Source organism: Azonexus sp. R2A61 (assembly GCF_021401135.1).
Classification (GTDB): domain Bacteria; phylum Pseudomonadota; class Gammaproteobacteria; order Burkholderiales; family Rhodocyclaceae; genus Azonexus.
This window is the reverse complement of sequence record NZ_JACBFO010000002.1, coordinates 93,313-110,980: the sequence shown is the minus strand read 5'-3', so window position 1 is coordinate 110,980 and position 17,668 is coordinate 93,313. Positions and strand designations below refer to the sequence as shown.

Annotated in this window: 22 protein-coding genes, 2 tRNA genes and 1 pseudogene; 9 read left to right on the top strand and 16 right to left on the bottom strand. The window is 58.3% G+C overall.

Translation table 11 applies throughout. The features are described from left to right. Positions 1 to 119 precede the first annotated feature (119 nt). The 6 genes from L0962_RS05680 (at position 120) to L0962_RS05655 (ending at position 3,268) form a co-directional block, all read left to right on the top strand. Positions 120 to 416, top strand: coding sequence for a hypothetical protein (locus tag L0962_RS05680; protein ID WP_027458825.1), 297 nt, complete (start codon positions 120 to 122; stop codon positions 414 to 416). Positions 417 to 421: 5 nt separating this feature from the next. Continuing rightward, positions 422 to 679, top strand: a complete 258-nt coding sequence (locus L0962_RS05675) for a hypothetical protein (RefSeq protein ID WP_234085391.1) — start codon at positions 422 to 424, stop codon at positions 677 to 679. A gap of 76 nt (positions 680 to 755) precedes the next feature. Continuing rightward, positions 756 to 1,004 carry a hypothetical protein gene (locus L0962_RS05670; protein ID WP_027458824.1) on the top strand — a complete coding sequence of 83 codons (249 nt, stop codon included), beginning with the start codon at positions 756 to 758 and terminating at the stop codon, positions 1,002 to 1,004. 44 nt (positions 1,005 to 1,048) lie between these two features. Further along, on the top strand, positions 1,049 to 1,291 hold the full coding sequence (locus L0962_RS05665; RefSeq protein ID WP_027458823.1) for a hypothetical protein: 243 nt from the start codon (positions 1,049 to 1,051) through the stop codon (positions 1,289 to 1,291). Between the two features lie 124 nt (positions 1,292 to 1,415). Further along, positions 1,416 to 1,964 (top strand): flagellar basal body rod protein FlgB, encoded by a 549-nt coding sequence (flgB, locus tag L0962_RS05660; RefSeq protein WP_234085390.1) that lies wholly within the window; start codon positions 1,416 to 1,418, stop codon positions 1,962 to 1,964. Beyond that, positions 1,961 to 3,268 (top strand): HD-GYP domain-containing protein, encoded by a 1,308-nt coding sequence (locus tag L0962_RS05655; protein ID WP_234085389.1) that lies wholly within the window; start codon positions 1,961 to 1,963, stop codon positions 3,266 to 3,268. The genes flgB and L0962_RS05655 overlap by 4 nt, the downstream gene beginning before the upstream one ends. A 9-nt stretch (positions 3,269 to 3,277) precedes the next feature. Here L0962_RS05655 and copK read toward each other — a convergent pair whose 3' ends face one another. Both copK and L0962_RS05645 read right to left on the bottom strand, forming a co-directional pair. Then, positions 3,278 to 3,556, bottom strand: a complete 279-nt coding sequence (copK, locus tag L0962_RS05650) for a periplasmic Cu(I)/Cu(II)-binding protein CopK (RefSeq protein ID WP_234085388.1) — start codon at positions 3,554 to 3,556, stop codon at positions 3,278 to 3,280. A 113-nt stretch (positions 3,557 to 3,669) separates the two neighbouring features. Then, the gene (locus tag L0962_RS05645) at positions 3,670 to 4,062 is read right to left on the bottom strand and encodes a CzcE family metal-binding protein (protein ID WP_027458812.1); all 393 of its coding nucleotides are present in this window, start codon (positions 4,060 to 4,062) and stop codon (positions 3,670 to 3,672) included. A gap of 280 nt (positions 4,063 to 4,342) precedes the next feature. Between L0962_RS05645 and L0962_RS05640 the strand changes: the two genes are divergently transcribed. Beyond that, positions 4,343 to 4,564, top strand: coding sequence for a hypothetical protein (locus L0962_RS05640; RefSeq protein WP_234085387.1), 222 nt, complete (start codon positions 4,343 to 4,345; stop codon positions 4,562 to 4,564). Between the two features lie 43 nt (positions 4,565 to 4,607). Here L0962_RS05640 and L0962_RS05635 read toward each other — a convergent pair whose 3' ends face one another. From L0962_RS05635 to L0962_RS05625, 3 genes are all read right to left on the bottom strand, one after another. After that, entirely contained in the window at positions 4,608 to 5,039 is a 432-nt protein-coding gene (locus tag L0962_RS05635; RefSeq protein ID WP_234085386.1) for a hypothetical protein, read from the bottom strand. 263 nt (positions 5,040 to 5,302) lie between these two features. After that, positions 5,303 to 6,337, bottom strand: a complete 1,035-nt coding sequence (locus L0962_RS05630; RefSeq protein ID WP_234085385.1) for a site-specific integrase — start codon at positions 6,335 to 6,337, stop codon at positions 5,303 to 5,305. Between the two features lie 284 nt (positions 6,338 to 6,621). Beyond that, complete coding sequence (locus L0962_RS05625; RefSeq protein ID WP_234085384.1) at positions 6,622 to 7,428, bottom strand: inositol monophosphatase family protein; 807 nt, start codon at positions 7,426 to 7,428, stop codon at positions 6,622 to 6,624. 81 nt (positions 7,429 to 7,509) lie between these two features. Between L0962_RS05625 and L0962_RS05620 the strand changes: the two genes are divergently transcribed. Then, on the top strand, positions 7,510 to 8,271 hold the full coding sequence (locus L0962_RS05620; protein WP_234085383.1) for an RNA methyltransferase: 762 nt from the start codon (positions 7,510 to 7,512) through the stop codon (positions 8,269 to 8,271). Here the strand turns inward: L0962_RS05620 and L0962_RS05615 are convergent, their stop codons facing one another. From L0962_RS05615 to tig, 7 genes are all read right to left on the bottom strand, one after another. Next, on the bottom strand, positions 8,272 to 9,156 hold the full coding sequence (locus L0962_RS05615) for an HDOD domain-containing protein (RefSeq protein WP_234085382.1): 885 nt from the start codon (positions 9,154 to 9,156) through the stop codon (positions 8,272 to 8,274). 62 nt (positions 9,157 to 9,218) lie between these two features. Further along, positions 9,219 to 9,294 (bottom strand) — tRNA-Val (locus L0962_RS05610). A gap of 30 nt (positions 9,295 to 9,324) precedes the next feature. Beyond that, entirely contained in the window at positions 9,325 to 9,597 is a 273-nt protein-coding gene (locus L0962_RS05605) for an HU family DNA-binding protein (RefSeq protein ID WP_234085381.1), read from the bottom strand. A 170-nt stretch (positions 9,598 to 9,767) separates the two neighbouring features. Beyond that, the gene (gene lon / locus L0962_RS05600) at positions 9,768 to 12,182 is read right to left on the bottom strand and encodes an endopeptidase La (RefSeq protein ID WP_234085380.1); all 2,415 of its coding nucleotides are present in this window, start codon (positions 12,180 to 12,182) and stop codon (positions 9,768 to 9,770) included. Positions 12,183 to 12,252: 70 nt separating this feature from the next. Then, positions 12,253 to 13,515, bottom strand: coding sequence for an ATP-dependent Clp protease ATP-binding subunit ClpX (gene clpX / locus L0962_RS05595; RefSeq protein WP_234085379.1), 1,263 nt, complete (start codon positions 13,513 to 13,515; stop codon positions 12,253 to 12,255). Between the two features lie 15 nt (positions 13,516 to 13,530). Continuing rightward, positions 13,531 to 14,163: an ATP-dependent Clp endopeptidase proteolytic subunit ClpP gene (gene clpP, locus L0962_RS05590; protein ID WP_255680621.1), complete on the bottom strand. Its 633-nt coding sequence runs from the start codon at positions 14,161 to 14,163 to the stop codon at positions 13,531 to 13,533. A 55-nt stretch (positions 14,164 to 14,218) separates the two neighbouring features. Beyond that, positions 14,219 to 15,523, bottom strand: a complete 1,305-nt coding sequence (gene tig / locus L0962_RS05585) for a trigger factor (protein WP_234085378.1) — start codon at positions 15,521 to 15,523, stop codon at positions 14,219 to 14,221. Between the two features lie 152 nt (positions 15,524 to 15,675). On the opposite strand from tig, the gene L0962_RS05580 reads away from it, so the two are divergent. Then, positions 15,676 to 15,751: transfer RNA gene (locus L0962_RS05580), tRNA-His, on the top strand. Between the two features lie 115 nt (positions 15,752 to 15,866). Here the strand turns inward: L0962_RS05580 and L0962_RS05575 are convergent. The 4 genes and pseudogenes from L0962_RS05575 to L0962_RS05565 all read right to left on the bottom strand — a co-directional run bounded on the left by L0962_RS05575 (position 15,867) and on the right by L0962_RS05565 (position 17,628). Continuing rightward, positions 15,867 to 16,943 (bottom strand): hypothetical protein, encoded by a 1,077-nt coding sequence (locus L0962_RS05575; RefSeq protein ID WP_234085377.1) that lies wholly within the window; start codon positions 16,941 to 16,943, stop codon positions 15,867 to 15,869. Between the two features lie 52 nt (positions 16,944 to 16,995). After that, positions 16,996 to 17,151 (bottom strand): annotated as a pseudogene (locus tag L0962_RS18280) (DUF4224 domain-containing protein); the annotation flags it as partial. Then, a complete protein-coding gene (locus L0962_RS05570; RefSeq protein WP_234085376.1) occupies positions 17,141 to 17,338 on the bottom strand; it encodes a hypothetical protein in 198 nt (65 codons plus the stop codon). The pseudogene L0962_RS18280 and the gene L0962_RS05570, both read right to left, overlap by 11 nt. A gap of 80 nt (positions 17,339 to 17,418) precedes the next feature. Beyond that, positions 17,419 to 17,628: a hypothetical protein gene (locus L0962_RS05565; RefSeq protein WP_234085375.1), complete on the bottom strand. Its 210-nt coding sequence runs from the start codon at positions 17,626 to 17,628 to the stop codon at positions 17,419 to 17,421. Positions 17,629 to 17,668: the final 40 nt, after the last annotated feature.

Below are 17,668 nucleotides of genomic sequence, written 5' to 3'. Positions count from 1 at the left end.
CAACAAGCTGACGAAACAGTGACCGAGTTGTAATGTTCCCGTTATGGGTGCGACAGCTACCCACAGGCAAACTCCCCCTACGAGGCAATGGGCCTTGATCGTGCCGCAGGGAGAAAATCATGTCCGCACACAATTCGTTCGCAATTTTCAACACATCCCCCGACTTCCATTTGGTTTCCCAGTTGGTTGGCGTGAATCTCGATTGTTTGGAAAAGATGGTTTCCACGCAGTTTTCCCCGCTCAAGGAACTCCTTGAGCAAACTTCATCGCTGTCTCTGGATGATCCTGGGCAAAGCGGGGCATGGTGGGCTGCAGTCGGCAATTTATCCATCGAGTATTGGAAGGCATACACCCTCGACAGCATGGAGTACCAGCACCGGGTTTTGCAGGTACTAGCCCAACATTCGACAAAGTGAACTCGATGATGAGTTCGTCGGGGTCGGTGCGCTGGCAAGACTCTTCCGGCAAGGTCATTGCCTGTACGGAAAAAATCAAGGTACTCAATGAGAACCTGGATGAACTTCGCCAGATGGCCCAGGATGCACTGGAGGACGGAATTTTGATGGGGTGTTGCGAACGGCAATTGCGTGATGCGCTTGCCGACGCAATCGGGCATTTGGTGAATCCGTATTTGGCCACACTTCCTGACAACAATGCAATCAACAAGTCATCCTATTAACAGTGACAGAAGCACAAACTGAATCTGTCCATTCGATTCGGACCGTTGAAATCCCCAAAACTCAGGAGTCAAGATCATGAAAGTTTCCTCCCTCATTGCCGCCGTTCTGTTTGCTGGCACCACGATGACCGGCGTCGTCTTCGCCGACGAAAAGGCCGCTGCGCCGAAGGCTGCCGAAGGACAGGCTGACAAGGCTGCTTCCAAGCCACATTCCCATGTCCAGGAAAAAACCGGAATGCCGCAAAGCATGCCGGATGCAAAGGCTGACAAGCCGAACGCAGCCAAGGACAAGAGCAAACATTTCCATCCGCGAGATGGAAAGTAACTGCCCAGTAAAGGCCTCGGAATCGAGGCCTCGGCATTTCAGTCATGGATATCCACAAACCGGCAGAGCACGGCGATCGATGTGTATGTCGCACGCTGGCGCTTGCGGTCGGCAGTGACCCGAAGCTGCTTACCTACAACTATTGTCGAACGGTGCTTCAGAAACGCTGGATCATCGAATGCAATCATGGATGCCTGGCAAAGCCGGCCGTAGCAAACAGCGATCTGAAATGGCATGGCGTCGGCCAGATTGATCCGGTGAAGGCCATCCTGATCATGAACGAGTAATCAGTGTCATGGCTGGAGCCCCTCCTATCCCACCGGCAATTCCCCCATCTACTTCTGTTCAAGGAGGGCACGAGGGACATAGTGCGTCCTCGGGGGGGCCAACAACGGAGGGTTTTCCGAGGCCTTGAATCAGGCGATTGTTCAGCAGGCAAACAACCCAGTGGTCAGTCATGGCAATCATGGCGGACAAGGTGCCGGGGTAGTTGGGCACACTGGGCATTCTTCCGGAATGGCCTCCAGCACGGCGTCAGCCCATCCCAATCACTTCACAGTTGGACAAGGCGGTCATGCCGGTCACAATTTTCAGCAGAAAATGCTGGGTGTTCGTGTCTATCGGCAGCAACTCCTGGCCTCGAACATCGCCAATGCCGATACTCCAGGTTATAAGGCCGTTGATATTGACATTGAAGAGGCTGCCAAAATCGTTCAAGGTGCCTCCTCATCGTTGCCATTGACGAGCACGGCTACCGGACATCTCTCGGGCACCGGGCAAACATCACCATTCCCACTAAAGTATCACGTACCTTACCAAGCGGCTACTGATGGCAACACGGTGGAAATGGATGTCGAACGACAGAAAATGGCTGAAAATTCGTTAATGCACCAATTCTCACTCGATCGCGTCAGCAGCCACTTCAAGCACTCCATGGAACTGCTACAGAATCTGAAATGAACGCTATTCAACTGCCCCAGACACACCGGCAATTGCGCCGCATGTTGGCGCGGCGCCTCGGTATAGGTGCGCTCCTGGTTGGCAGTCTCGCGGGAGGTCTTGCCTACTGGGTCGAATCGTATCGCGTAGAGCAGCGCACCCTTGAACGCGCCATAGCGGGGGTCAGGCATTTCGAGTCGCCCGCCATGCAAATGGCGGTCGGCGGGGATAAAGGAGATAGCCATTCCGCGATTTCGCAGTTGCTGACCGATGAGTTTGTCGGGATTCGAGTTTTTTCGCCCAATACGGAGATGGTGTTTGATGCTTGGCGGTCACTCCCCGAGTCGCTGAAAGAGATCGCCCGACAACAGCGCCATCCATGGCCGCCAGCTCCAGGCAGCCATAGCAAACGATTTTCGGTGGCTGGCGAAGAACTGGTTCAGGTCATTCTGCCGATGACCACCAGTGATGGCCGTCTTGCAGGCTATGTCGAGGGAATCAGCCTGGTGTCCCGCTCGGCACTGCAAGAGAGAGAACAACAGATTCGCGGGGCTGCGCTGACGGCCTCGATATCAGTATTCGCGGCAGCGCTGTTGCTTTACCCGTTAATGTCGGGATTGCTGGGCCAAACGGTGGCATTGTCGTCTCAACTCCTGGAATCCAATCTTTCGCTGCTGCGCTCCCTTGGAAACGCCATCGCCAAGCGTGATGCAGATACCGACGCCCATAACTACCGGGTTACCTGCTATGCGGTCTCACTTGCCGAAGCACTGGGTGTTGGCAAGGAAACCATTGCCGAACTGGTGCTGGGCGCCTTTCTGCACGACGTTGGAAAAATCGGCATTCCGGATCAGATTCTGTTGAAACCGGGACGGCTGACCAGCGAAGAATTTCAGGTCATGAAGACCCACGCCATGCTCGGCATCGAGATCGTCGCCGGCAATCCCTGGCTGGCTGGCGCAGAGAAGACCATCCGGCATCATCACGAACGCTTCGACGGGAAAGGGTATCCGGATGGGCTCATTGGCGAGGCAATACCGTTGGCCGCACGGATTTTTGCCCTGGTCGACGTGTTCGACGCATTGACCTCTGTTCGCCCGTATAAACCAGCCTTGTCATTGGAAGAGACGTTGAGCATCATGGAACGGGAAGATGGCCAGCATTTCGATCCAAAGATTCATGCCGTTTTCCGGCAGGTTGCTCCGGTGCTATACGCACAAGGCCAATCCAGAGATCATGCCCAATGGAGTCAGGAATTGAAGGCGATGCTTGAACGGTACTTCAAAATGAAAACGGCTCCCAAAGGAGCCGCCGAATTCGAGTGATGCGGGAAATTAACCGCGATGGTCTTTGTGCAGCAATTCGTCAACACGCCAGATTTCGTTTCCGTTCATGATGATTTTTTTGCCGTCCTTGGTTTCCATCACATGGCCAGATTCCATATAGGTTGCGCGACCATATTTGTCTTCCATACCCATCTTGCCGTCTTTGAAAATATAAACAGTCGAACCGTCCTTCAACTCAATGGACTTCTCGACTTGAGAAGCATCAACTGCGTAGGCGGTAACACCCAGGGAACTCAGGGCCACGATTGCGAGCATCTTCTTGAACATTTTCATCTCCTCATGAATAGGTGCTGTTGTACTGCGATATCAATATTAAGGATTCGATCCTGACAATTTGCCAACGGCTGGGTGACAATTGCATCACCTAGCCGTCAGGTTGATCAGCCGCCCTGATAGGCAGGGTTTTCGGTCACGTAGACGGTGATGCCGTCGGCTCCCGATATGATCTTGGAAAGTGGAAACGGCGCGGTCCCCAGCGTGTCGAAGGTCCAGACGACGCTCTTGCCAGCGACGTTGATCTTGATGGTCTCCAGACGCGTGACGTTCAGATATTTGCTACCGCTGGACAGAGTGACCTCTCGGTCGGCGTTTTTCGTGGCCGTGTAACCAAACGAAGCCAGTTGATTTGCCGTCGGTGCGCTCTTGGTTTCTGAAACGTGGCTCAGCCAATGGTTGGTGCCGGCCTCGGAATAATCCTCGTGAGCGTAGCTCGTTCCAGCTGCAGCGAGGCTGATCGCAGCGATCAGGGCTAATTGGGAAAATTTCGTTTTCATGGTTCTCTCCTTGTGACATCGGGTTAATCGTGTCGGACTCATTTCGTCCAACCGTGATGTCATCTTAGGAGTCCGATACCAACAGGACGCTGACCCCCGCGTTACATTTTTGAAAGCTTTTCGCCGGAAATGGTCAGGGAGAGAGGTGCCCGTCGCTTTCGCACCAACGTTACTTGGTTTTGGCTATATTCAAGAAATAGTGGGATGAGAAAGTCAACCCATTGATTTATTGTGCGTTATACGTATAGCATCTCCCGAAGAACAAAAACGGAGCTTTCGTATGACGCCAAGGGAACTGAAACGGATGATGGCCGCCGTGGCGGCCCTTTCCGCCGACGAGATCGAGACGGTCAAAAAAGCCCTCTCCGTCCGCGAGGGGCAGGTGGTGAAATCGGCCGTCGAACAGGCTCGCATGGCGAGCGTGAGGGCGTGTCCACACTGCGGCAGCGTTCGGTTCGTGAAGGACGGCCACGCGAACGGCCGGCAATGGGCTTTCCGCTAAGCGGTTTTTGGAGGCGGCCATCGGGTAGCGGCTTCGCTGCCGGTCAGCCTTTCGGCTTGGGGAAGTCTTTCAGGCAGCACCGCCCGGACGGATTGCTGGTCTCGCAGGAGCAGCGTCCCGCCTTGGTCTGCTCCACCACGAAATCTCTGATGGACGGGTCTTTGTCGAAGTCGGCCCTGCTTACGCCGAAACAGTGGCACAGCAGGGAATCCCCGTCCCGCTCCTTCGCTCCGGCCCGCGTCCTCAACATGGACTTGGGGACAACCGAGCCATCGTCTCCGAAATAGACGGCATCGCAGTCGGGATCGTCGCAGAAGTAGAACCGTTCGGCGGTCGGCGTCCAGTTCCACGGCTCCTTGATGTGGTGGGCGACGGTCCGCGTCGGGACCTCCGCGCACTCGGTCCCATTGATGGGACAGCGGCGTTTTTGCGGATGCTTTGCGTCGCACCCGGACGATGAACAGCAGTCGCCCATTCCCCACCTCGAACTGAATCAACGGACGGATTATCTCTCCGATTCCGTCGAAATCTGACGGTTGCCTGAATGACTCATCACACTATTTCTTGAATATAGCCTTGGTTTTTCTGTCGAAGCAGAGTTTGTTAGATATAAATGCTGCCGTTCCTCGCTTCTGCTTACTGCGCGGCAGGTAACCAGCAGTTTGCTGACCGAAGAGTGAAGTGATTCGAACGGCCGGATTGGCCGAAGAGTAGCCCCTGCGTCAAACAGCTTTATTGCTATCCCAGTTTTTCAGCCAATTTTTCGGCCTGCAGGTGGGTGTAGCGTTTTAGCATCTGGAGCGTTTTGTGCCCAGACACTGCGGCTAGTTCCAGTACGGATAGGTCCCCTCTCTCTGCCAGTCTGGATAGGCTCTCATGCCGCAAGTCGTGCCATGTGTAGTCTGTAATGCCTGCTCGCGTGCAGGCGGCGCAGAAGGCATGATAAAGCGTCAATCGTTCCACCGGGAAAATACGGCCACATGTAGAGCGGGGGAGGGCCTCAATAGTTGCCAACGCACGGGAGCTAAGAGGTACCGCACGAGGTTCCTCTGTTTTGATTTTCTCAGGATCAAGCAGCAAGGCAAGCCGGCGCTTCTTGTCGATATGTGCCCACAGAAGCGATAGCATTTCCCCTTGACGCAGAGCTGTTTCCACTGCAAATGTAACTGCCGAGGCAAGCCAAGGGTTTCGGCTTTTCCTGCATTCGCGTTCCAAAGCCTCCCATTCCTTTATAGTGAGCCGACGTTCACGCGATTTCCCTTCACGAGGCTTGCGGATTTTCGAGACTGAATTCCCTCTTGGTAGGGCAATGCCACATTCTGTCTCTGCAAATTTCAGAAGCTTGGACAGCATGTACAGTTCTTTGCGCACAGTGCTGTCGCCAACTGCCTTTAGCTTGCTTCCGGTCGGTGGCTTCTGTCGTTCATCGCGATAGCGAGCGATCAATTTTTGATCAACGGCGGCGAGGGAATAATCGCCGAAAAAATCCTCAATCCTGGACAGTTGAAAACGCCAGGCCTCCTTCTCGTCATCTCGTTTGCGATAGTGCTTCGGTGCAAATTCCTCGCGGAATCGCTTAATGAGATCTTTGACAGTGGTGCGTTCTGCTTCGCTGGCTGACTGGTAGATGCCGCGCCTCATGTCGGCCTCGACTAGGGATGCCCATGCCTCGGCCTCGCTCTTGGTGCGAAAGGTTTTCGATTCCTCGGGCCACCCCTTGCGGCGAATGATTGCTTGCCAGTAGCCAGACTCACGTTGTCGGAAGGTTGCCATCGTTTGGTGTGACCAAATTGTGACGGAAAATCAAAAAATGATGATATGCTTTACGAAAAATCCCGTCAATAGGCCGTCAATGGCAAAAAAATAGCACGCCTGGAAAGCGTGTATAGGTTAATAGCCTATCGGGGGTTCGAATCCCCCCCTCTCCGCCAGGAAACTGCAAAAACGGCCCTTGAAGGGCCGTTTTGCTTTTCCGGCGCCGGATTTTCCATTGCAATATTTTTTCGATGTAAAAAAAGCGCCGCTCGGGCGCTTTGGAGGATCGGGATGTTGCGAGGTCAGCCGCGGATCGAGGCCGGCAGCTTTTCTTCAATCAGCTTGAGCAGCGGCGCGAAGACTTTCGGCGTGCCGGCGATCAGGTTGCCGGTTTCCAGATAGTTGGCCTCGCCGCGCAAGTCGCTGACCAGGCCGCCGGCTTCGGAGATGAGCAGGGTGCCTGCTGCCATGTCCCACGGGGCCAGGCCGAACTCCCAGAAGCCGTCGTAGCGGCCGCTGGCGACATAGGCGAGATCGAGCGAAGCGGCACCCGGGCGGCGCTGGCCGGCAGTCTTTTCGGCCAATTCGCGGAAGATGCTCAGGTAGAGCTCGATCTTGTCGAATTCGCGGTAGGGGAAGCCGGTACCGATCAGGGCTTCGCCGAGTCTGGTGCGGCGCGAGACGCGGATGCGGCGCTCGTTCAGGAAGGCGCCACCGCCTTTGCTGGCGGTATACAGTTCGTTGCGGTTGGGGTCGAAGACCACGGCCTGTTCAACGATGCCTTTCCTGGCCAGGGCAATCGACACGGCGTATTGCGGCAGGCCGTGAATGAAGTTGGTGGTGCCGTCCAGCGGGTCGATGATCCACTGATATTCGGCATTGGCCTTGCCGGCAGCCGTGCCGGACTCCTCTGCTAGAATGCCGTAATTGGGATAAGCCTCCTGCAGCGTCTCGATGATGGCGGCTTCGGCGGCCTTGTCGACCTCGGTGACGAAATCGTTGGGTTGCTTGCTGGCGACCTTGATCGAGTCGAGGTCGTTCGATGCGCGATTGATAATCTGGCCGGCACGGCGCGCGGCCTTGATGGCGATATTGAGAGCTGGATGCATGGGCTTTAAAGAGCGATCGGGCGGCCTGCGGAACCCTCCGCGCCACCCGATTCGTTGTCTGGAAAACCGCGATTTTACACCATGAACCCTGAAATACTTCTGTCCCGTATCCGTGTGGTCCTTTGTCGTCCCAGTCATCCGGGAAATATCGGCGCTGCCGCCCGGGCGATGAAAACCATGGGGCTGTCCGATCTGCGTCTGGTCTCGCCAAAGCAGTTTCCCGATCCCGAAGCCGATGTCAGGGCAACTGGTGCGGTCGACGTACTGCAACGGGCAAAAATCACCGGCGATCTGGCGCAAGCCTTGCAAGGCTGCGTATTGACGGTGGCCTTGTCGGCGCGGGCGAGGGACCTGGGGCCGGCGCCAGCAACGCCGCGGACGGCCGTGGAGCGTCTGGTTGCGGCTGCCGGCGAGGGCGATGTGGCGCTGGTGTTCGGCAACGAGACCAGCGGCTTGAGCAACGAGGAACTCGGTTTGTGTCAATTGGCGGTCAGCATTCCGACCAACCCCGATTTCAGTTCCCTGAATCTGGGCGCGGCGGTTCAGGTGCTCTGCTACGAATGCCGGATGGCCGCCCATGCCGGTGCGGCACCGCTACTGGAACAGCATGCCACGCCGTTTTCGGCCCCGCCGGCGACCCACGACGAGCTGGAAGGCCTCTACCGCCACCTCGAGCAGGTGATGACCGCGACCGGTTTCTTCAATCCGGCCCAGCCCGGCCGCCTGCTGCAGAAGGTTCGCCGCTTGTTCGGCCGGATCGCTCTGGAGCGCGACGAAGTGAACATCCTGCGCGGCATCCTCTCGGCAACGCAGTCGCCGACGCGCCATGGTCGGCGCGATTGATCAATCGCCCTTCAGCGTGCGCTGAAGTTCGTCGGTAATCGCTTCGATGTCGGGCAGGAATTCCTGGAACCGGGTTTTGGCTTCCTGCTGCAACTTGAGCGTGGCGTCGTCCATTTCCTGCAACCATTCGCGCTGGCTGCCGGCCAGCAGGTTGGCGATATAGATGATGTCGTGCAGGCTACTGGGCGGCGATGGAAGCAGGCGAGGGCGGTCATGTTCGGCCGTCGCATTGACGATTTCATCGGGCAGGCCCAAAGCGGTCAGCAGACTGATGCCGATGCTTTCGTGCCAGTGCAGGATCAGGTGGCGCAGGCTGTCCGGCCGATTCCGGAGCTCTTCGTACTGGGTGGCGCGATAGAGCATGTAAAACGCGCCCAGATCGTGAATCAGCCCGGCCAGCATGGCTTCATCCGGATTGACCCGGGTCAGCTTCTCAGCCAGTACCCTGGCGGCGGCCGAGCAACGAATGGTGTGCTCCCACAGCAATTGCATGGTCGACGCGAATTGCGCCAGGCTTTTGGCGCGCATCAATTGCCGCATGGCAATCGCCATTGCCGTCGAACGCACGGTGGTCAAGCCAAGCATTGCAACAGCGGTTTTCAGCTCGACGACGGGCCGGCCGGCACTGTTGAATGCTGCAGAATTGGCCATGTGGAGCAATTTGGCGCTGATCAGCGGGTCGAGCGCAATGATCTTGCCGATGTCGGTCAGCGACAGATCGGGATTCTCCAGTGCCTGACGGAGCCTCAGGATGGCGTCGAAATAAGTCGGGAAGACGATGTCGCTGGACAGCTCGCGGGCGATGTCGCTCAGCATGCTGAAACGCTGCTCGCTCAGCGCGTCGCCGGTCTTGTCGTTGTCGTTGCTTGGGCGGGCGTCGGTCATGCTCGAATTCTGCGCCAAATTACGGACAACAAAAACCCCGCCACTGGGGCGGGGTTCGAATTTGGTGGGTGCTGACGGGGTCGAACCGCCGACATTCGCCTTGTAAGGGCGACGCTCTACCAACTGAGCTAAGCACCCGTCTGCCGCTGCAGAGAGCGGCGGATTATATCAGTTGACGGCGTCCTTGAGGCCCTTGCCGGCGCGGAATTTCGGCGACTTGGCAGCCTTGATGGTCAGCGTCTTGCCGGTGCGCGGGTTGCGACCGGTGCGGGCAGCGCGTTCGCCGACGTAGAAGGTGCCGAAACCGATCAGGCTGACGCTGTCGCCGTTCTTCAGGGCATCCTTGATGGCGTCGACGGCGGCGTCCAGTGCGCGGCCGGCGGCAGCCTTGGAGATGTCGGCGGAGGCAGCGATCTGATCGATCAGTTCAGTCTTGTTCATGAGTAAATCCCCTACTGTGGATGTGGATGGTTTGGTGTGAAAATCCAGAGAAGGCGGATTTATATCTTCCGCGAAATCCTTGTGTCAAGCGGATTTTGGCGGATTCTTCGGGGCCGGGCAGAAGGTGCTTGGATGCCGATGACAATGCATCGGCATCCTTGCCTTTCAAATCAATGAGTAACGACGGTCGTGCTGCCTGCGTCGCCTGCCGCCGTCTGGACGGCGGTTTCCGCGGGCGGCGTGTCCGGCAGGGCTTCCGGGGTCCGTTCGAGCGCCAGTCCGAGGACCTGATCGATCCATTTCACCGGCACGATTTCGATGCGGTTCTTGATCGTGTCGGGAATCTCGGTCAGGTCCTTGACGTTCTCTTCGGGAATCAGCGCCGTCTTCAGGCCGCCGCGAACGGCTGCCAGCAGCTTTTCCTTCAGGCCGCCGATGGCCAGCACTTCGCCACGCAAGGTGATTTCCCCGGTCATGCAGACATCGCAGCGAACGGGAATGCCGGTGAAGGAGGAGACCAGCGCGGTAGTCATCGCGATGCCGGCCGACGGGCCGTCCTTGGGCGTGGCGCCTTCGGGCACGTGGATGTGCAGGTCGGTCTTCTCGAACACCTCGTCCTTGATGCCCAGGCGGCGGGCGCGGGCACGCACGACGGAACGGGCGGCTTCGACCGATTCCTTCATCACGTCACCCAGCGAGCCGGTGCGCAGGATATTGCCCTTGCCGGGCATGCTGGCGCACTCGATGGTCAGCAGTTCGCCGCCGACCTCGGTCCACGCCAAACCGGTCACCTGGCCGACCTGGTTTTCCTTTTCGGCCATGCCGAAGCTGTAGCGCCGGACGCCGAGGAATTTGTCGAGATTTCGGGCGTTGACCGCAATCTTCGATTCGCGCTTCTTCAGCACCAGGGTCTTCACCACCTTGCGGCAGATCTTGGAGATTTCCCGCTCCAGCGCACGGACGCCGGCTTCCCGGGTGTAGTAGCGGACGATGTCGCGGATGGCACTTTCGGCAACCGTCAGTTCGGTCTTCTTGACGCCGTTGTTCTTCATCTGCTTGGGCAGCAGATAGCGCATGGCGATGTTGACCTTTTCGTCCTCGGTGTAGCCGGCCAGACGGATGACTTCCATCCGGTCGAGCAGCGGTGCCGGGATGTTCAGCGAGTTGGCGGTGGCCACGAACATCACGTCGGAGAGGTCGAAATCGACTTCGATGTAATGGTCCTGGAAGGTGTTGTTCTGTTCCGGATCAAGGACTTCGAGCAGCGCGGAGGACGGGTCGCCACGGAAATCCTGGCCGAGCTTGTCGACTTCGTCGAGCAGGAACAGCGGATTGCGTACGCCGACCTTGGTCAGGCTCTGCAGAATCTTGCCCGGCATCGAGCCAATGTAAGTCCGACGGTGGCCACGGATTTCGGCCTCGTCACGCACGCCGCCGAGCGCCATGCGCACGAACTTGCGGTTGGTCGCCTTGGCGATCGACTGGCCGAGCGAGGTCTTGCCGACGCCCGGCGGGCCGACCAGGCACAGGATCGGGGCCTTAACCTTGTCCACGCGCTGTTGCACGGCGAGGTATTCGACGATGCGCTCCTTGACCTTTTCCAGACCGAAATGGTCGGTGTCGAGAATCTTCTCGGCTTCCTGCAGATCCTTGCTGATACGGGTTTTCTTGCGCCACGGCAGGCCGATCAGGGTTTCGATGAAGTTGCGCACGACGGTGGCTTCGGCCGACATCGGTGACATCAGGCGCAATTTCTTCAGTTCCGACTGGGCCTTGCCGAGCGCTTCCTTGCTCATGCCGGCTGCCTTGATCTTCTTGTCCAGTTCCTCGAGATCGGCGCCTTCTTCTCCTTCGCCGAGTTCCTTCTGGATCGCCTTGACCTGCTCGTTCAGGTAATACTCGCGCTGGCTCTTTTCCATCTGGCGCTTGACGCGGCCACGGATGCGCTTTTCCACCTGCAGGATGTCGATTTCGGCTTCCAGTTGCGACAGCAAGCGATCGATGCGGTCGCGGATGTTTTCCATTTCCAGCACTTCCTGCTTTTGCTCGAGCTTGAGCGGCAGGTGGGCGGCAATGGTGTCGGCTAGGCGGCCGGCATCTTCGATACCGGCGATCGACGACAGGACCTCGGCCGGAATTTTCTTGTTGAGCTTGACGAATTGATCGAACTGCGTAACCACGGCGCGGCGCATCGCCTCGATTTCATGGTCTTCAATACCCGCCTGGGGCAGAGGCTCCGCGGTGGCCATGAAGACCGAGCTTTGGACATCGATGGCGTCGATGCGCGCGCGTTGGGTGCCTTCGACCAGTACCTTGACGGTACCGTCCGGCAGCTTGAGCATCTGCAGGATGTTGGCAAGGCAACCGATGCGGTACAAATCTTCGGCTTCCGGCTCATCCTTGGCGGCCGACTTCTGGGCGACCAGCAGGATGTTCTTGCCGGCTTCCATGGCCATTTCCAGTGCCTTGATGGACTTCGGGCGTCCGACGAACAGCGGAATGACCATGTGCGGAAACACGACGACATCGCGCAGCGGCAGCAGCGGGAGTTCGACGGTTTCCGGGAGCGTGTTGGGGTTCGACATCAGAGTGCCTTTGAATAGGATACGAGCCCCCTAGGTGGGGGCGGGAAACCGGATTTCAAGACTGCCCGGCTCAGTTCGAGCCGGACACCTTGGGCTGGTCGGCGTAAATGATCAGCGGTGCAGCGTCGCCGGTAATCGTATTCTCGTCGATTACGACCTTTTCGACATTTTCCATGCCGGGGAGTTCGTACATGATGTCGAGCAGGGCGTGTTCCATGATCGAGCGCAGGCCGCGCGCGCCGGTCTTGCGTTCCAGTGCCCGCTTGGCGATTGCCGTCAGGGCGGCTTGCCGGACTTCCAGTTCGACGTCTTCCATCGAGAACAGCTTCTGGTATTGCTTCACCAGGGCGTTTTTCGGCTCGGTCAGAATCTGCACCAGGGCGTCTTCTTCCAGCTCCTGCAGCGTGGCAACCACGGGCAGGCGGCCGATTAGTTCAGGGATCAGGCCGAACTTGATCAGATCCTCGGGTTCGGTCTCCAGCAGAATCTTGCCGACTTCCTTGCCGTCGTCCTTGCTCTTGACCTGAGCACCAAAGCCGATACCGCCCTTTTCGGAGCGGTTGCGGATCACTTTCTCAAGACCGGCAAAGGCACCGCCGCAGATGAACAGGATGTTGGTCGTGTCGACCTGCAGGAAATCCTGGTTCGGGTGCTTGCGGCCACCTTGCGGCGGGATCGATGCGGTGGTGCCTTCGATCAGCTTGAGCAATGCCTGCTGCACGCCTTCGCCGGAGACGTCGCGGGTGATCGACGGATTGTCCGACTTGCGCGAGATCTTGTCGATTTCATCGATGTAGACAATGCCCTGCTGTGCCTTTTCGATGTCGTAATCGCACTTTTGCAGCAACTTCTGGATGATGTTCTCGACATCCTCGCCGACGTAGCCGGCTTCGGTCAGTGTCGTGGCATCGGCCATCACGAACGGCACATTGAGCAGGCGGGCGAGGGTCTGGGCGAGCAGCGTCTTGCCGGAGCCGGTCGGGCCGATCAGCAGGATGTTGCTCTTGGCCAGTTCGACGTCCTCGGCATTGCGCGAGGTATGGCGAAGGCGCTTGTAGTGGTTGTAGACCGCTACCGACAGGATGCGTTTGGCGACTTCTTGGCCGATGACATACTGATCCAGGATGGTGCTGATCTCGCGCGGTGTCGGCAGGTCTGAGCGGCCTGCCTTGCCGGACTCTTCCGGCAGTTCGTCGCGCACGATGTCGGTGCACAGTGCAATGCACTCATCGCAGATGAACACCGACGGACCGGCGATCAGCTTCTTCACCTCGTGCTGGCTCTTTCCGCAGAAAGAGCAATAGAGCAATTTGTCCTGGCCGCCCTTATCCATCTTAGACTCCCTCGATCAGGCCGCGGCGTCGCGGCGGGTCAATACCTTGTCGATCAAACCATACTCTGCCGCTTCGGCGGAAGAAAGGAAATTGTCGCGGTCGGTGTCCTTCTCGATCGTTTCCAGCGGCTGGCCGGTGTGCTCGGCCATGATGCGGTTGAGCTTGTCCTTGATCGACAGGATTTCCTTGGCGTGGATCGCGATGTCCGAGGCCTGGCCCTGGAAACCACCCAGCGGCTGGTGAATCATCACGCGCGAGTTGGGCAGGGCAAAACGCTTGCCCTTGGCGCCAGCGCACAGCAGGAAGGCACCCATCGAGGCGGCCTGACCGATGCACAGCGTCGACACGTCCGGCTTGATGAACTGCATGGTGTCGTAGATCGACATCCCGGCCGTCACTGAACCGCCCGGCGAGTTGATGTAGAAGTAGATGTCCTTGTCCGGATTCTCGGCTTCCAGGAACAGCAGCTGGGCGACGACCAGATTGGCGCTGGCGTCGTTGACCGGGCCGACCAGGAAGATCACCCGCTCCTTGAGCAGGCGGGAATAGATGTCGAATGCGCGTTCACCGCGCCCGCTCTGCTCAATCACCATCGGGACGAGGCCAAGGGCCTGCGGATCCCAGTTGCTTGCGTTGTCGATAATCATGTCGGCCCTTGTGTAGCGTTTCAGACGTTTGTCGTTTTCGTGACGCAGGTACAGCTTACTGCTGCTGCCCCATCAGTTCGTCGAAAACGGCAGCCTTGTCGGTGACCTTGGCCTTGCCCAGCACCCACGCGACCACGTTGTTTTCGATCGCCACGCCTTCCACTTCGCCAAGACGTTGCGGTTGAGCGTAGTACCAACGAATCACTTCTTCCGGTTGCTCGTAGCTGGCGGCGGTTTCCTCGACCAGCGTACGCACTTGTTCCGGCGTGGCTTGAAGCTTTTCCGTCTTCACCACCTCAGCAAGGATCAGGCCAAGCGTGACGCGGCGTTTTGCCTGGTCGGCGAACCATTCGGGCTGGATCGGCATGTCCTTGGTCTTCATGCCACGTTGTTCCATGTCCTGGCGGGCGGCCTGCATCAGGCGCTGGATTTCCATTTCGACCAGGGCGTTGGGCACGGCGATCGGATTGACCTTGAGCAGGGCCTCCATGACCTGGTCCTTCAGCTTGCCGTCGATGCGACGCTTTACTTCGCGCTTCAGGTTGGCTTCGATCTCGGCCCGCATCTTGGCGACGTCGCCGTCGGCCACGCCCATCTGCTTGGCGAAGTCGGCGTCGACTTCCGGCAGCTTCGGTCCTTGCACCTGCTTGACGGTGATGTCGAACTGGACGGTCTGGCCTGCCAGATCCTTGGCAAAGTAGTCGGCCGGGAAGGTCAGGTCGAAGGTTTTGGTTTCACCTGCCTTGCTGCCTTCGACGGCAGTTTCGAAATCGGCCAGCATCATGCCCTGGCCGAGCACAAAGGGATAATCGTTGGCAGCGCCGCCCGGGAAGGGCTCGCCGTCCTTCTTGCCGAGGAAGTCGATGACGACACGGTCTTCCTTTTGTGCCGGACGATCGGCGTTTTCGTAACGGACCCGCTGCTTGCGCAGGATTTCCAGGGTCTTGTCGATTTCGGCGGCGGATACTTCCAGCGTCGGGCGTTCGACTTCTGCGGTCGACAGGTCGCCGGGGGTGAATTCCGGATACACCTCGAAGACGGCCGAGAATTCCATGTGCGTCGCGTTTTCACCGGTCTTCGGCTCGATACGCGGGTAGCCGGCAACGCGCAGCTTCTGCTCGCTGACCGTGTCGGCGAAAACACGGTCCAGCTGCTCGGCCAGTACCTCGTGACGGGCCTGGGCGCCGTACTGCTGCTTGACGATGGCGAACGGGACCTTGCCCGGGCGGAAGCCGGACATCTTCACGTTGCGGCCCATGCGCTTCAGGCGTTCGTCGGTTTCCTTCTCGACGTCGGCGATGGCGACGGACAGATCGATGCGGCGTTCCAGTTCGTTAGCTTGTGCAGTGGTTGCTTCCATGAGAATTCCTTGAGACTTCAGAGCCGAAAAATAAAGCCGCCAATCATATCACGGCCGGCATGCAGCGACGAGACAGCGGCTGATCGTCGGAAATCGCTGAAACCTGTAGACAGCCGGCTTGAGAGCACTTAAAATGCGGCCCTTCTTCGACGGCGGCATTAGCTCAGTCGGTAGAGCACTGGATTGTGATTCCAGGTGTCACCGGTTCGATCCCGGTATGTCGCCCCAAGATACGAAGCCCCGCAAGGTACGCCCTGCGGGGCTTCTTCTTTTTCTGGTGGTGACTGTGGCCAGGCGCGGCTGGCGATTTCCTAAGATGATTGTCCAGTTTTCCTAAGATCGATTACCGGACGGCCTTCGATTTTCTGAGCCGGCGTCGGTCGTAGACGCGGTTGATGGTGGCTTCTTGGCGGTGGCCGGTTAGGTCGCTGGCTTTGCGGCCCTGGTCAATGACGTCGGTGACGGCTTTAGCCCGCAGGTCGTGGAAAGTGAAGCGTTCGTTGCCGAGCTGGCACCACTCTGCCATCAGGCGCTGCCAGATGCTTTTGAAACCGTCCGACGTGTAGGGCGTTCCGTCCTTGGTGTGGATCACGAACAGCGGCGAGATGTTGCATGGCATGGCCAGCGCGGTGCGGACCAGTTTGCGCAGTCGTGGCGTCCAAAGTACCAGCGTGCCGGCGCCGCGTTTGCGGGCCTGGAAACGGATGCCTTCGGTTTCAAGCTGGTGACGTGTCAGTTTCAGGATCTGGCCCTGAGCCTTGCCGGTGAGGTAGGCCAGGTAGGCGGCGAAGGCCATGCGCTTTCCCGATTCGCTCTTGCGAACGCAGAACTTGAGGAAGGCGGTGAATTCCTTGTCGCCGACCAGGCGTTCGCGGGGTCGTTCTTCGTTTCGCTCGACGCCCTGGCATGGGTTTCGATCGACGATTCCAGCGCCGACCAGGCGGTTGAACAGCTTGGAAAACAGCGCGATCTCTCGATTTGCGCGCACCGGGTTTTCGGCGCCGCGATGGGTGTGCAGGTAGAGCCATATATGCTTCGGTTTGACGGCGGCTGGGTCCATCTTGCCGAAGGCCTTGTTCAACTGGTCGACTTCCAGCTCATTGGTTTCAACCGTCGCCGCCGAAAGCTTCCTGGCTTTCACCAGGCGCCAGCGATCGGCCATCATCTGTGCCAGATAGTCAGCGACTGTGCCGCGCTCCGGCTCTTCGCCCTGCATCTCCAGCAACTTGCGCTTGGCCTCGAGCTCGTCGTGGCCGAGGTTGATGTATTTGTTGTTGCGGTCGACGGTGTAGTAGGTGTTATGCCGCTTGCCTTCGTAGACGTACAGCCTGGACATGCCCAACTCCAGATTGTTCTTTCTGCGACCCACCATGATGTTTTTTTTCCGTCCAATGAGAAAAGTCGGGTTCTTGCGCGCCATCTGCCGGATCGGCGTCGATCGCACCCATCATCCGATCATAGTAGGCCCGGGAAACCTTTGGTCTGCCGGCCGCCGAGACGATGTATTTCCATCCGTTCTGCTCAAGCCATTGGATCTGTTTCGATGGCATGCGCCGATCCGTCAGGTCGACGAGCTCGTCGACCGTGAGATGGATTGTCGCCCTTGCCGGCGGCTGATCAAGCGGCATGGCTCGCACGTTCCCGAAAACGCTGGGCGATGATCCGGCCCATCTGTGCAGCTACATCTTGGCCGTAGGAATCGCGCCAGACCGGGATGCAGCCGCGCAGGTAGCTGCGGGCGTGATCCTCTCGCAGATCCTTGATCATGAGGTCGGCGTAGTAGGTCAGGTGGCGGATCAGGGCGTCGTGGTTCATGCGCTGGCGATATAGGTGATCATTTGATGTAAAAGTCGGCTGTGGACAGAATAGGCGGCGTGGAGGCCGGCTATTTAGCGTTATGCGCCAAGCAGGCGCTCCCTGTTCGCCGCTCGCAGCAGGTCCATGGCATCCATGATCTTGCGGCAGGCGTACTGCGCCGGAACTGCTTCGGCTTCTTCTTCCTCGTCCTCGAAGTGGTCAATGTCGCTGTCGGCAGTGGCTTCCAGCGCGTCGAAGGCTTGCTGCAACAGGAGCAGCAGCTTGGCGTTGTTGGTGTCAGTGTTCATGTTCTTCCTTTCAAAATTGCCGCATAACATTTCAGTCAAC

Excerpts from the sequence above, each read along its gene's own strand:
- L0962_RS05655 (WP_234085389.1), top strand. The coding sequence starts at position 1,961 with ATGAACGCTATTCAACTGCCCCAGACACACCGGCAATTGCGCCGCATG.
- L0962_RS05645 (WP_027458812.1), bottom strand. The coding sequence starts at position 4,062 with ATGAAAACGAAATTTTCCCAATTAGCCCTGATCGCTGCGATCAGCCTC.
- L0962_RS05630 (WP_234085385.1), bottom strand. The coding sequence starts at position 6,337 with ATGGCAACCTTCCGACAACGTGAGTCTGGCTACTGGCAAGCAATCATT.
- L0962_RS05625 (WP_234085384.1), bottom strand. The coding sequence starts at position 7,428 with ATGCATCCAGCTCTCAATATCGCCATCAAGGCCGCGCGCCGTGCCGGC.
- L0962_RS05680 (WP_027458825.1), top strand. The coding sequence starts at position 120 with ATGTCCGCACACAATTCGTTCGCAATTTTCAACACATCCCCCGACTTC.
- L0962_RS05615 (WP_234085382.1), bottom strand. The coding sequence starts at position 9,156 with ATGACCGACGCCCGCCCAAGCAACGACAACGACAAGACCGGCGACGCG.
- L0962_RS05675 (WP_234085391.1), top strand. The coding sequence starts at position 422 with ATGATGAGTTCGTCGGGGTCGGTGCGCTGGCAAGACTCTTCCGGCAAG.
- clpP (WP_255680621.1), bottom strand. The coding sequence starts at position 14,163 with ATGATTATCGACAACGCAAGCAACTGGGATCCGCAGGCCCTTGGCCTC.
- lon (WP_234085380.1), bottom strand. The coding sequence starts at position 12,182 with ATGTCGAACCCCAACACGCTCCCGGAAACCGTCGAACTCCCGCTGCTG.
- copK (WP_234085388.1), bottom strand. The coding sequence starts at position 3,556 with ATGTTCAAGAAGATGCTCGCAATCGTGGCCCTGAGTTCCCTGGGTGTT.
- L0962_RS05640 (WP_234085387.1), top strand. The coding sequence starts at position 4,343 with ATGACGCCAAGGGAACTGAAACGGATGATGGCCGCCGTGGCGGCCCTT.
- L0962_RS05605 (WP_234085381.1), bottom strand. The coding sequence starts at position 9,597 with ATGAACAAGACTGAACTGATCGATCAGATCGCTGCCTCCGCCGACATC.
- L0962_RS05635 (WP_234085386.1), bottom strand. The coding sequence starts at position 5,039 with ATGGGCGACTGCTGTTCATCGTCCGGGTGCGACGCAAAGCATCCGCAA.
- L0962_RS05670 (WP_027458824.1), top strand. The coding sequence starts at position 756 with ATGAAAGTTTCCTCCCTCATTGCCGCCGTTCTGTTTGCTGGCACCACG.
- tig (WP_234085378.1), bottom strand. The coding sequence starts at position 15,523 with ATGGAAGCAACCACTGCACAAGCTAACGAACTGGAACGCCGCATCGAT.
- L0962_RS05665 (WP_027458823.1), top strand. The coding sequence starts at position 1,049 with ATGGATATCCACAAACCGGCAGAGCACGGCGATCGATGTGTATGTCGC.
- L0962_RS05620 (WP_234085383.1), top strand. The coding sequence starts at position 7,510 with ATGAACCCTGAAATACTTCTGTCCCGTATCCGTGTGGTCCTTTGTCGT.
- L0962_RS05575 (WP_234085377.1), bottom strand. The coding sequence starts at position 16,943 with ATGGCGCGCAAGAACCCGACTTTTCTCATTGGACGGAAAAAAAACATC.
- clpX (WP_234085379.1), bottom strand. The coding sequence starts at position 13,515 with ATGGATAAGGGCGGCCAGGACAAATTGCTCTATTGCTCTTTCTGCGGA.
- L0962_RS05565 (WP_234085375.1), bottom strand. The coding sequence starts at position 17,628 with ATGAACACTGACACCAACAACGCCAAGCTGCTGCTCCTGTTGCAGCAA.
- L0962_RS05570 (WP_234085376.1), bottom strand. The coding sequence starts at position 17,338 with ATGAACCACGACGCCCTGATCCGCCACCTGACCTACTACGCCGACCTC.